Origin of the sequence: Pseudomonas sediminis (assembly GCF_039555755.1) — a bacterium.
Taxonomy (GTDB): Bacteria; Pseudomonadota; Gammaproteobacteria; order Pseudomonadales; family Pseudomonadaceae; genus Aquipseudomonas; species Aquipseudomonas mendocina_D.
The window spans coordinates 2,965,715-2,977,942 of the sequence record NZ_CP154631.1; the positions used below are offsets into that span (position 1 = coordinate 2,965,715).

Below are 12,228 nucleotides of genomic sequence, written 5' to 3' on the forward strand. Positions count from 1 at the left end.
GTGTTCAGAGCGGCGGGGTTTCTTCTTCAGGCTTGCGTTTGTCGATACCCGGAACATGGATACCGCTCTCGGCCACTTGCGTGCCTTCAAGCTGTGGTTGCGTCACCCAGGTGAGAATGTCGTAGTAGCGACGAATGTTGCGCACGAAATGCACTGGCTCGCCACCGCGGGCATAGCCGTAGCGGGTTTTGCTGTACCACTGCTTCTGCGCCAGGCGCGGCAGGATCTTCTGCACGTCGGCCCATTTGTTCGGGTCCAGGCCCTCGGTCTCGGTCAGCTTGCGTGCATCCTCCAGGTGACCGCCGCCAACATTGTAGGCGGCCAGAGCGAACCAGGTGCGGTCCGGCTCGGCGATGCTGTCCGGCAATTGCTGGTGCACCTGGATGAAGTAGCGGGCGCCGCCGTCGATGCTTTGCTTGGGGTCCAGGCGGTTGGACACGCCGACCGACTGGGCGGTGCGCTGGGTCAGCATCATCAGGCCGCGTACGCCGGTCTTGGACGTGGCGTTGGGCTGCCATAGCGACTCCTGATAGCCCATGGCTGCCAGCAGGCGCCAGTCGATCTGATGGCTGTGGGCGGCCTGGCGGAAGATTTTCTCGTAGCGTGGCAGGCGTTTCTGCAGGTGCTGGGCGAAGGTGTAGGCCCCGACATAGCCGAGCACGTCGACATGGCCGTAGTAACGCTCCTTCAGGCGCTGCAGGGTACCGTTGGCTTCGGCGCGCTTGAGGAAGGCGTCGATCTCCAGCAGCAGGCTGTCATCGTCGCCGGCAGCTACTGCCCAGCGCATGGTGTTGGTGTCGCCGAGGTCGAAGGCGACGCGCACGTTGGGGAAGTACACCTGGTTCATCGCCAGTTCGTTGGAGTCCACCAGGGTTAGATCGATCTGGCCCTCATCGACCATGCGTAGCAGGTCGACCACTTCCACTGCGTCGGATACCTCGAACTCCAGCTCCGGTTGTTCCAGCTTGAGCGCCGCCAGCTGTTCGGCGTGACTGCTGCCGGCCAGCACCAGAATGCGTTTGCCGACCAGGTCTTCGGGCTTGGTCGGGCGACTCTCGCCCTGGCGATAGATGACCTGCGGCGTGACTTCCAGATAAGGGATGGAGAAGCGTGCCTGACGCTGGCGCTGCGGTGTGTCCACCAGGCCGGCGGCAGCCATGACCGGGCCGTTGGCGCGGTCCAGGCTGGCGAACAGGTTGTCGAGGTTATCGGCGGTTTCGATCTTCAGTTCGAGGCCGAGGTCGGTGGCGAAGCGCTTGGCCAGTTCATATTCGAAACCGGTGGCGCCGTTGCGATCCTGGAAGTAGGTAGCGGGGCTGTTACGAGTGACCACGCGCAGCTCACCCTCCGCCTTTGCCTGCTCAAGTACGCTGGGCTTGGGTTCTTCGCCGCAGCCAGCAAGCATCAGGAGGGTTCCAATCGCCAACAGCCCTTTGGCGCAACGCATGCGTATCGCAGGTCGTGCAAACATCGGCGCAGTATACGCAAAGCGCAGGCGGCGCCATATATCGACAGCGCTTCGCTTCTCTGCTAGTGCGCGTTCGTCCTTTAAGCGCCTGGCTACAGGTGCCGCAGGCCAACGCTTTAGGGTAGAATGCCCGGCCTCCAGCACACCCCTTCCCAGAGGCTGTTCCGACGATGTTGATTCTGCGCGGCGCTCCCGCCCTTTCCGCTTTCCGCCATGGCAAATTGCTTGAGCAACTGACCAGCAAGGTGCCGGCCGTGACCGGGCTGTACGCCGAGTTCGCGCATTTCGCCGACGTCACCGGCGTGCTCAACGCCGATGAGGAACAAGTGCTGGCCCGGCTGCTCAAGTACGGCCCGAGCGTGCCGGTGCAGGAGCCCAGCGGCAAACTGTTCCTGACCATTCCGCGTTTCGGCACCATTTCGCCCTGGTCGAGCAAGGCCAGCGATATCGCCCGTAACTGCGGCCTGGCCAAGGTCCAGCGTCTGGAGCGTGGTATCGCCTATTACGTCAGCGGCGAGCTGAGCGAGGCCGACAGTGCGGCTGTCGCCGCGCTGTTGCACGACCGCATGACCCAGCTGGTGCTGGGTGCGCTGGAAGATGCCAGCGCGCTGTTCAGTCACGCCGAGCCCAAGCCGCTGACCGCCGTGGACGTGCTCGGCGGTGGCCGCGCCGCGCTGGAGCAGGCCAACCAGGATCTGGGCCTGGCCCTGGCCGAGGACGAAATTGACTACCTGGTAAAGAGCTTCAATGACCTGGGGCGCAACCCGCACGACATCGAACTGATGATGTTCGCTCAGGCCAACTCCGAGCACTGCCGCCACAAGATCTTCAATGCCAGCTGGGACATCGACGGCGAGAGCCAGGACAAGTCGCTGTTCGGCATGATCAAGAACACCTACCAGATGCACAACGAAGGCGTACTGTCCGCCTACAAGGACAACGCCTCGGTCATCGTCGGCCACACCGCCGGGCGTTTCTTCCCCAATCCTGAGACCCGCCAGTACGGTGCGGTGCAGGAGCCGGTGCACATTCTGATGAAGGTGGAGACGCACAACCACCCGACCGCCATTGCGCCGTTCCCCGGCGCCTCTACCGGCTCCGGTGGCGAGATTCGTGACGAAGGCGCGACCGGCCGTGGCGCCAAGCCCAAGGCCGGCCTGACCGGTTTCTCGGTCTCCAACCTGAACATCCCCGATTTCCTCCAGCCCTGGGAAAAGCCCTACGGCAAGCCCGAGCGCATCGTCAGCGCGCTGGACATCATGATCGAAGGCCCGCTGGGCGGCGCCGCGTTCAACAACGAGTTCGGTCGCCCGGCGCTCAACGGCTACTTCCGTACCTTCGAACAGGCGGTTAGCAGCCCGCGCGGTGAGGAAGTGCGTGGCTACCACAAGCCGATCATGCTCGCTGGCGGTCTCGGCAATATCCGCGAGAACCACGTACAGAAGGGCGAGATCTCGGTCGGCGCCAAGCTGATCGTGCTCGGCGGCCCGGCCATGCTCATCGGCCTCGGCGGCGGTGCTGCCTCGTCGATGGCCACCGGTGCCAGCTCGGCTGACCTGGACTTCGCCTCGGTGCAGCGCGAGAACCCGGAAATGGAACGCCGCTGCCAGGAGGTCATCGACCGCTGCTGGCAGCTGGGCGAGGCCAACCCGATCAAGTTCATCCACGACGTCGGTGCCGGCGGTATCTCCAACGCCCTGCCGGAGCTGATCAACGACGGTGGTCGTGGCGGCCGCTTCGAGCTGCGCAACGTGCCTAACGACGAGCCGGGCATGGCCCCGCACGAAATCTGGTGCAACGAGTCGCAGGAGCGCTACGTGCTGAGCGTGGACGCTGCCGACTTCGAGCGTTTCAAGGCTATCTGCGAGCGCGAGCGTTGCCCGTTCGCCGTGGTCGGCGAGGCCACTGCAGAGCCGCACCTGACCGTGACCGACAGCCACTTCAGCAACACCCCGGTGGACATGCCGCTGGAGGTGCTGCTGGGCAAGCCGCCGCGCATGCACCGTAGCGTCAGCCGCGAAGCCGAGCAGGGCGATGACTTCAGCGCTGCCAGCGTGAATATCGAAGAAGCGCTGGGTCGCGTGCTGCATCACCCGGCCGTGGCCAGCAAGAGCTTTTTGATCACCATCGGCGACCGCACCATTACCGGTCTGGTTGCTCGCGACCAGATGGTCGGCCCGTGGCAGGTACCGGTGGCCGATTGCGCCGTGACCGCCACCAGCTTCGACGTCTACACCGGTGAAGCCATGGCCATGGGTGAGCGCACGCCGCTGGCACTGCTCGACGCCCCGGCTTCCGGGCGCATGGCGGTGGGTGAGACCGTTACCAACCTGGCGGCGGCACGCATCGAGAAGATGTCCGACATCAAACTGTCGGCCAACTGGATGGCCGCTGCCGGCCACCCCGGCGAAGATGCTCGTCTGTACGACACCGTCAAGGCAGTCGGCATGGAGCTGTGCCCGGCACTGGGCATCACCATTCCGGTGGGCAAAGACTCCATGTCCATGAAAACCCGCTGGCAGGACGACGGCGTCGACAAGAGCGTGACTTCGCCGCTGTCGCTGGTGATCACCGGTTTTGCTCCGGTACAAGACATCCGCCAGACCCTGACTCCGCAACTGCGTATGGACAAGGGCGAGACCGATCTGATTCTGATCGACCTCGGTCGTGGCCAGAACCGCATGGGCGCCTCGATCCTGGCACAGGTCTATTCGCAGATCGGCCAGCAAGTGCCGGACCTCGACGACGCCGAAGACCTCAAGGCCTTCTTCGCCGTGATCCAGGGCCTGAACGCCGATGGTCACCTGCTGGCGTACCACGACCGCTCCGACGGCGGTCTGCTGACCACCGTGCTGGAAATGGCCTTCGCCGGTCATTGCGGTCTGTCGCTGAACCTTGATGCGCTGGCTGATGACAGCTCCGAGCTGCCGGCCGTGCTGTTCAACGAGGAGCTGGGGGCGGTGATCCAGGTGCGCCAGGACGCCACGCCAGAGGTGCTGGCGCAGTTCAGCGCTGCCGGTCTGGACGACTGCGTGGCCGTGATCGGTCAGGCCGTGAACAACAGCGACGTCAGCATCAGTTTCAATGGCGAGCCGGTGTTCGCTGGTGATCGTCGTCTGCTGCAGCGTCAGTGGGCTGAGACTAGCTATCGCATCCAGCGTCTGCGCGACAACGCCCAGGGCGCCGATCAGGAGTTCGACCTGCTACTGGAAGAAGACAACCCCGGCCTGTCGGTCAAGCTCGGCTTCGACGTCAACCAGGATATCGCAGCGCCCTACATCAAGAAGGGGGTGCGTCCGCAAGTGGCGATCCTGCGCGAGCAGGGCGTCAACGGCCAGGTGGAAATGGCCGCCGCGTTCGACCGCGCCGGCTTCTCCGCCATCGACGTGCATATGAGCGATATCCTCGCCGGCCGCGTCAGCCTTGAAGAGTTCAAAGGTCTGGTGGCCTGCGGCGGTTTCTCCTACGGCGACGTACTCGGCGCTGGTGAGGGCTGGGCCAAGTCGGTGCTGTTCAATGCGCGTGCCCGCGATGCTTTCCAGGGCTTCTTCGAGCGTCGCGACAGCTTCACCCTTGGTGTGTGCAACGGCTGCCAGATGATGAGCAATCTGCACGAGCTGATCCCGGGTACCGAGTTCTGGCCGCACTTCGTGCGCAACCGCTCCGAGCAGTTCGAAGCGCGCGTGGCCATGGTGCAGATTCAGGAGTCGGCGTCGATCTTCCTGCAGGGCATGGCTGGTTCGCGCATGCCGATCGCCATCGCCCACGGCGAGGGTCATGCCGAGTTCGAAAGCGAGGAGGCGCTGCTGGAAGCTGATCTGTCCGGCACCGTGGCTCTGCGCTTCGTCGACAACCACGGCAAGGTCACCGAGACCTACCCGGCCAACCCCAACGGTTCGCCGCGTGGCATCACCGGCCTGACCAGCCGCGACGGCCGCGTGACCATCATGATGCCGCACCCGGAGCGCGTATTCCGCGCCGTGCAGAACTCCTGGCGCCCGGACGAGTGGCAGGAAGATGGCGGCTGGATGCGCATGTTCCGTAACGCCCGAGTGTGGGTGGATTAATAACGGCCGCGTAGCGGCCTTCTGCTGACCCTCTCCCGCTCACGGGAGAGGGGGCAGGGCCGGTAGCCCGGGTGCAATCCGGGAAGCCGTTGCCAAACCCTCTGCTCGGATTCCATCCGAACCACACAGGCCCAACCATGGCCGATGATCCTCTGCCCATCCTTCCCGAAGTCCGCCTGGTCAAAGCCGGCGAAACTCATCATCTATGCCGCTGCGGGCATTCGCCCGAGATGCCTGACTGCCCACCCGACTGCGCACAATCCCTGATTCTGCAACCCGAGCGCGAGCAGCGTCTGCTGTTGTGCCGCTGTAGCCGATCCGCAGACCTGCCCTACTGCGATGGTAGCCACAGCCCGCCGACCAGCGGTCTGGCCGACAGATGGCGGCGCTTTTTCGGCGCTCGTTGAGAACGCCATGCCCGTCGCCTGAGTCGAAAGCAGCGAATCGTTTTAATGCTGCGTGTGGATTTGTGTGGGCGATCTCAAGACAACTCCATGGCGAAATGACATCATGTTGGCGTCATGGCTTGTCTGTTGTTCGGTTGCCCATCTGCGGAGAACTTGATGTACAAACTGTGTTTCTACGTGCCGGAAACCCATCTGGAACCGGTAAAAAAGGCGGTGTTCGCAGCCGGCGGCGGGCGCATAGGTCTTTACGACAGCTGCTGCTGGCAGGTGCTGGGCCAAGGTCAGTTCCGCGCTTTGGACGGCAGCCAGCCGTTCATCGGTCAGGTCGGCAGCGTCGAGCAGGTTGCCGAGTGGAAAGTGGAAATGGTCGTTGCCGACGAGTTGATCCACGACGCCGTCAAGGCGCTGAAGAAGACCCATCCCTACGAAACGCCGGCCTTCGACGTCTGGCGCTTGTCCGACCTGCAGTTTTGAGTCGATATGAAAAAGGCGCCGATGGCGCCTTTTCAATGCAGTGGCTCAAGGCCTGATTTCGATCAGCGTACCGTCCTTGACCAGGCTCCAGACCTCGCGCATGTCGTCGTTCTTCATGGCGATGCAGCCCTCGGTCCAGTCGAGGGTGTGGAAGAACCACTCCGGGTATTCCTCATCCAGCGGCGTGCCGTGGATCATGATCATGCTACCCGGCGGCACCCCGGCGTCATTGGCCTTGGCCAGGTCGCGCGCGTTGGGGTAGGAAATGTGCAGCGACAATTGGTACTTGTCGCTCGGCTTGCGCCAGTCGATCCAGTAGAAGCCTTCCGGCGTGCGCAGGTCGCCTTCGCGTTGCTTGGCGCCATTGGGCTGTTTGCCCAGGGAAATACGGTACGACTTGATGGTCTCGCCGCGCTGCTGCAGGTGCAGTTTGCGCTCGGATTTGAGTACCAGCACCTTGTCCACGGTGCGGCTGCTGGTCGCTGGCGTGGTGCTGGCCAGGACGTTGAAGCTGAGGGTCAGGCAAAGCAGGGGCAACAACCAGCGCATCGGGAACGTCCGCAAGGGTCAACGGGGTGTGTAGTGGGCACGCAGCGCTTCGAGTGGCTCATTGCGTACCGGAAAGAGATTCTGCCGACGGTCGGCGAAGAAGCATTCTAAGGTACGGCCTATGGTCGGGAAAGCCAGCTCTGACCAAGGGATTTCGCTCTCTGCAAACAACCGCACCTCCAGGCTTTCCTCGCCGACGGCAAAATCCAGGTCGACCAGTTCGGCGCGAAACAGCATGTACACCTGGCTGATGTGCGGCAGATCGAAGAGGGTATAGAGGCTCAGGTCGCGTACGCGGGCGCAGGCTTCTTCGAGGGTCTCACGGGCGGCGGCCTGTTCGGTTGTTTCGCCGTTCTCCATGAAGCCGGCCGGTAACGTCCAGTAGCCGCGGCGCGGCTCGATGGCGCGGCGGCACAGCAGCACCTGGTCGTCCCACACAGGCAGGCAGCCGGCAACGATACGCGGGTTTTCGTAATGCACGGTGGCGCAGTTGCCGCAGACATGGCGCATGCGATTGTCGCCCGCGGGGATCATGCGGGTGACCGGGTTGCCGCACTGGCTGCAGAACTTCATGCCCGTTCCTCTATTTCTGGCGCTATCTTGGCCGGCTGAGAGGTGGCCGGCAAGCCCGCTATTGCGGCCGGCCTGTCCTGTCGTCGGGGTTGGGCGGCCGCGTGCTTTCATGCCATGATGCCTGGCAAAACAAGACTCCGAGTATGCCCATGCTGGACGAGTTGCTCCATCGTGTGCGCGGTTACAGTCCGCGCTCTCTGGAGACCGAGCGCAGCTTCCCCGAGGCGGCGGTGCTGGTCCCGATTACCCGCAGTGACGAACCTGAGCTGGTGCTGACCCTGCGCGCCAGTGGTTTGTCGACCCACAGTGGCGAGGTCGCCTTTCCCGGTGGCCGGCGCGACCCGGAAGATCGCGATCTGGTGGACACCGCGCTGCGCGAGGCCGAGGAGGAAATTGGCCTGCCACCTGGTTTGGTCGAGATGGTTGGGCCGCTCAGCAGCCTGGTGTCGCGTCACGGCATTCAGGTCACGCCCTATGTCGGGCTGGTGCCGGATTACGTCGAGTACAAGCCCAACGACGCCGAGATCGCCTCGGTATTCTCGGTGCCGCTGGAGTTCTTCCGCAGCGACCCGCGCGAAGTCACCCACCGTATCGACTACCTAGGACGGAGCTGGTACGTGCCGTCCTACACCTATGGCGAGTACCGCATCTGGGGCCTGACCGCGATCATGGTGGTGGAGTTGGTCAACCTGATCTTCGACGATGCGCAGATCGCTCTGCACCAGCCCCCCGAACACTTCATACACCTGCGCTGATAGCGCCGAGGACTGACAAGCATGAAATACCGCCTGGGAAGCTCCCGTGTCGACGCCCATCCCGAGAGCTGGGTCGCACCAAGCGCCGACCTGATCGGCAAGGTTCGCCTGGAGGCCGGTGCCAGTGTCTGGTTCGGCGCCGTGTTGCGCGGCGACAACGAACTGATCCATATCGGCGAGAACAGCAACGTGCAGGACGGTAGCGTCATGCACACCGACATGGGCTTTCCGCTGACGCTGGGCAAGGGCGTCACCGTCGGCCACAACGTGATGATGCACGGCTGCAGCGTGGATGATTACAGCCTGATCGGCATCAACTCTGTGATCCTCAACGGCGCCAAGATCGGCAAGTACTGCATCATCGGCGCCAACAGCCTGATTCCCGAGGGCAAGGTGATTCCCGACGGCAGCCTGGTCATGGGCAGCCCGGGCAAGGTGGTGCGCGAGCTCACCGAGCCGCAGAAGAAGATGCTGGAGGCCAGCGCTGCGCATTACGTTCATAATGCGCAGCGTTATTCCCGTGAGCTGGTGCCTGATGACGACGAGTGATATAGAAAAACCGGTGCGTTCACCCTGTGTGCATGTCTGCGCGCTGGATGAGCAGGATATCTGCATCGGCTGTCAGCGTACCGCCGCCGAAATCACCCGCTGGGGCCGCATGGACAATGCCGAGCGCCGCGAGGTACTGCAACGCTGCCTGGAGCGCGCCCGCGCTTCCGGTCTTTTACTGACTCCGTCCTGATTCACTGTTCGAGGAACACTCATGCCCCGTATTGGAACCCCTCTGTCGTCTTCTGCGACCCGTGTACTGCTGTGTGGCTGCGGCGAACTCGGCAAGGAAGTGGTGATCGAACTGCAGCGCCTGGGCTGTGAAGTCATCGGTGTTGATCGTTATGCCAATGCGCCGGCCATGCAGGTGGCGCACCGCAGCCACGTCATCGACATGCTCAATGGTGCAGCCCTGCGTGCAGTGATCGAAAAGGAACAGCCGCACTACATCGTGCCCGAGATCGAGGCGATCGCCACTGCCACGCTGGTCGAGCTGGAAACCGAAGGCTTCAACGTGGTGCCGACCGCGCGTGCCGCACAGCTGACCATGAACCGCGAGGGCATTCGTCGTCTGGCGGCCGAGGAGCTGGGCCTGCCGACCTCGCCGTATCATTTCTCCGACACCTTCGAGGACTACGCCGCAGCAGTGAAGTCCGTCGGCTACCCCTGCGTGGTCAAGCCGATCATGAGCTCTTCCGGCAAAGGCCAGAGCGTCCTGAAAAGCGACGCCGACCTGCAGCGCGCCTGGGACTACGCCCAGGAAGGCGGCCGTGCCGGCAAGGGGCGGGTGATCGTCGAGGGGTTCATCGACTTCGACTACGAAATCACCCTGCTTACCGTGCGTCATGTCGGTGGCACCAGCTTCTGCGCACCGATTGGCCATCGCCAGGAGAACGGTGACTACCAGGAATCCTGGCAGCCGCAACCGATGAGCCCGAAAGCGCTGGCCGAGTCCGAGCGTGTTGCCCTGGCGGTGACCGAAGCGCTGGGCGGGCGTGGTCTGTTCGGTGTCGAGCTGTTCGTCAAAGGCGATCAGGTGTGGTTCAGCGAAGTTTCGCCGCGCCCGCACGACACCGGCCTGGTGACGCTGATCTCCCAGGAGCTGTCCGAGTTCGCCCTGCATGCCCGCGCCATTCTTGGTCTGCCGATTCCGACGATCCGTCAGATGGGGCCGTCTGCTTCTGCGGTGATTCTGGTGGAGGGCAATTCGCAGCAGGCCAGTTTCGCCAACCTTGGCGCTGCGCTGAGCGAGGAAGACACGGCGCTGCGCCTGTTCGGCAAGCCTGAAGTCAAAGGCCAGCGCCGCATGGGCGTGGCGCTGGCACGTGACGAATCCATCGAGGCTGCACGTGCCAAGGCACTGCGCAGCGCGCAAGCGGTTCGCGTCCAGCTGTGAGTCGGCATGCGCTGTGGTGGCTGGCAACTGTGCCATTGCTGCCACTGGCGCTGCCTCTGGCCCTGAACACCCGGCGTACCGCCTTGCGTCTGCCGGTTGCGCAGGGCGAGCCGATCGGCGTCGCCGCTGCGCATCTTCCTGGTGAGCCGCTGCACCTGCTGTTGATCGGTGAGTCGACCGTGGCAGGCGTTGGGGTCACCCGCTTCGATCAGTCCCTGGCAAGTTGCCTGGCCGCCGCCCTGGCTGAACGTCTGGGGCGACCGGTGCGCTGGCGCGCCTGTGGCGAGAATGGCATCACCGCGCCTGAGGCCCGTGAGCGCCTGTTGCCGCAGGCATTGACGGAGCCCGCGGACCTGGCGCTGCTGGTGTTCGGCGTCAATGACACCACTCACCTCACACCGAGCAAGCGTTGGCTGCAGTCACTGGCCGGGATGGCCACTGCGCTGGGCGAGCAGGGCTGTCACGTGGCATTCAGCGGCGTACCGCCGTTGCAGCATTTCAGCGCCTTGCCCTGGTTGCTGCGGCAGTTGATGGGCTGGCGGGCCCGCTTGCTGGATGCTGAGTTGCAGGGCCTGGCGCAACGCCTTGGCGCATTGCATTGCCGGCTGGACCTGCCGTTCGAGGCGCATTACCTGGCCGAGGATGGCTATCACCCGTCGGCACTGGGCTACCGGCGCTGGGCCGATGGCCTGGCCGAGCGCCTCACTCCGTCGCTGCAGCGTCCGGTTTGACCTTTTTCACCTGCCACACGCGGACGCTCTTCACCCGGTTGTCCGCCGCCTGCAGGATCTCCAGGCGATAGGGGCCGATCTTCAGGCAGACGCTGCTGTCAGGGATGGTCTCCAGGGCTTCGGTGATCAGGCCATTGAGGGTCTTGGGACCATCGCTGGGCAGATGCCAGCCGAGGGTCTTGTTCACTTCGCGAATGTAGGCGGCGCCGTCGATGACCAGCGTGCCGTCTTCCTGAGGGTGGATGTCGGGGCTGCGCAGGCTGTCCTGGTTGCTGAAGTCGCCGACTATCTCTTCGAGGATATCTTCCAGGGTGACGATGCCGATCACCTCGCCATACTCGTCGACGACGATGCCGATGCGCCGCTTCTGCTTCTGGAAATTGATCAGCTGGGTCGCCAGCGGCGTGTTTTCCGGGATGAAATAGGGCTCGTTGCAGGCTGCCAGCAAGCTGTCCTTGGTCAGCTGGTTGTGGCTGAGCAGACGGGCTATCTGGCGCATGTGTACCACGCCTTCGACCTGGTTGATGTCGCCACGAAACACCGGCAGGCGCGTATGCGAGGTACTGCGCAACTGGCCGATGATGACTTCCAGGTCGTCGTCGAGATCGATGCCGGTCACTTCGTTGCGCGGGATCATGATGTCATCCACCGTGACCCGTTCCAGGTCGAGGATGCCCAACAGCATGCTCTGGCGATTCATCGGCAGTTCCGAGCCGGACTCACGCACCACGCTGCGCAGCTCCTCGGTAGACAGGCTGTCGCTGGCGCGCTGTGACGGATCGACGCCGAACAGACGCAGTAGGCCACTGCTGATCGCGCTGGTCAGCCACACCACCGGGTAGAGCACGCGCAGCAGCAGGCTGAGCACGCGACTGGCGGGGAAGGCCACCAATTCCGGGCGTAGGGCGGCCAGGGTCTTGGGCGTGATCTCGCCGAAGATCAGTACGATGATGGTCAGGCCTGCGGTGGCGATGGCGATACCTGCCTCACCCCACATGTCCACCGCCAGCACTGTGGCGATGGAGGCGGCGAGGATGTTGACCACGTTGTTGCCGACCAGAATGGTGCCGAGCAGGCGATCCGGACGGTCAAGCAGGCGGGTGACGCGCTTGGCGCCGCTGTGTCCTTCTTTGGCCAGGTGCTTGAGCCGATAGCGATTGAGGCTGAGCATGCCGGTCTCGGAGCTGGAGAAGAACGCCGAGCAGAGGATGAGGAAAATCAGCAGGCCGAGCAGGTAGCTCGAATGTATGTCGTCCACG

At 63.6% G+C, this 12,228-nt stretch carries 12 protein-coding genes; 8 read left to right on the top strand and 4 right to left on the bottom strand.

The window, feature by feature from the left end:
- Positions 1-4: 4 nt before the first annotated feature.
- Positions 5-1,471, bottom strand: a complete 1,467-nt coding sequence (gene mltF / locus AAEQ75_RS13980; RefSeq protein WP_343349348.1) for a membrane-bound lytic murein transglycosylase MltF — start codon at positions 1,469-1,471, stop codon at positions 5-7.
- Positions 1,472-1,638: 167 nt separating this feature from the next.
- Here mltF and purL point away from each other — a divergent pair, with 167 nt between their 5' ends.
- The 3 genes from purL (at position 1,639) to AAEQ75_RS13995 (ending at position 6,416) form a co-directional block, all read left to right on the top strand.
- The gene (gene purL, locus AAEQ75_RS13985) at positions 1,639-5,535 is read left to right on the top strand and encodes a phosphoribosylformylglycinamidine synthase (RefSeq protein ID WP_343349349.1); all 3,897 of its coding nucleotides are present in this window, start codon (positions 1,639-1,641) and stop codon (positions 5,533-5,535) included.
- A 230-nt stretch (positions 5,536-5,765) separates the two neighbouring features.
- Entirely contained in the window at positions 5,766-5,942 is a 177-nt protein-coding gene (locus tag AAEQ75_RS13990) for a CDGSH iron-sulfur domain-containing protein (protein WP_260679057.1), read from the top strand.
- A 156-nt stretch (positions 5,943-6,098) separates the two neighbouring features.
- Positions 6,099-6,416, top strand: a complete 318-nt coding sequence (locus tag AAEQ75_RS13995; protein ID WP_099526535.1) for a YqfO family protein — start codon at positions 6,099-6,101, stop codon at positions 6,414-6,416.
- Between the two features lie 45 nt (positions 6,417-6,461).
- Here the strand turns inward: AAEQ75_RS13995 and AAEQ75_RS14000 are convergent, their stop codons facing one another.
- Both AAEQ75_RS14000 and AAEQ75_RS14005 read right to left on the bottom strand, forming a co-directional pair.
- Entirely contained in the window at positions 6,462-6,965 is a 504-nt protein-coding gene (locus tag AAEQ75_RS14000; protein WP_090336169.1) for a L,D-transpeptidase family protein, read from the bottom strand.
- Positions 6,966-6,983: 18 nt separating this feature from the next.
- Entirely contained in the window at positions 6,984-7,538 is a 555-nt protein-coding gene (locus AAEQ75_RS14005; RefSeq protein ID WP_143505914.1) for an NUDIX hydrolase, read from the bottom strand.
- 149 nt (positions 7,539-7,687) lie between these two features.
- Here AAEQ75_RS14005 and AAEQ75_RS14010 point away from each other — a divergent pair, with 149 nt between their 5' ends.
- Genes AAEQ75_RS14010 through AAEQ75_RS14030 form a run of 5 tightly spaced genes read left to right on the top strand, consistent with a single transcriptional unit; the run spans position 7,688 to position 10,969 of the window.
- Positions 7,688-8,293: a CoA pyrophosphatase gene (locus AAEQ75_RS14010; RefSeq protein ID WP_143505983.1), complete on the top strand. Its 606-nt coding sequence runs from the start codon at positions 7,688-7,690 to the stop codon at positions 8,291-8,293.
- A 21-nt stretch (positions 8,294-8,314) separates the two neighbouring features.
- Entirely contained in the window at positions 8,315-8,842 is a 528-nt protein-coding gene (locus AAEQ75_RS14015) for a gamma carbonic anhydrase family protein (RefSeq protein WP_003462726.1), read from the top strand.
- Complete coding sequence (locus tag AAEQ75_RS14020) at positions 8,829-9,035, top strand: DUF1289 domain-containing protein (RefSeq protein ID WP_143505913.1); 207 nt, start codon at positions 8,829-8,831, stop codon at positions 9,033-9,035. Before AAEQ75_RS14015 ends, AAEQ75_RS14020 begins: the two co-directional genes overlap by 14 nt.
- Before the next feature lie 21 nt (positions 9,036-9,056).
- A complete protein-coding gene (purT, locus tag AAEQ75_RS14025) occupies positions 9,057-10,238 on the top strand; it encodes a formate-dependent phosphoribosylglycinamide formyltransferase (protein WP_143505912.1) in 1,182 nt (393 codons plus the stop codon).
- A complete protein-coding gene (locus AAEQ75_RS14030) occupies positions 10,235-10,969 on the top strand; it encodes an SGNH/GDSL hydrolase family protein (protein ID WP_143505911.1) in 735 nt (244 codons plus the stop codon). The genes purT and AAEQ75_RS14030 overlap by 4 nt, the downstream gene beginning before the upstream one ends.
- On the opposite strand, the gene AAEQ75_RS14035 is transcribed toward AAEQ75_RS14030, so the two are convergent.
- Positions 10,941-12,227: an HlyC/CorC family transporter gene (locus AAEQ75_RS14035; protein ID WP_143505910.1), complete on the bottom strand. Its 1,287-nt coding sequence runs from the start codon at positions 12,225-12,227 to the stop codon at positions 10,941-10,943. The two genes, AAEQ75_RS14030 and AAEQ75_RS14035, sit on opposite strands and share 29 nt — an antisense overlap.
- Between the last annotated feature and the right edge of the window lies 1 nt (position 12,228).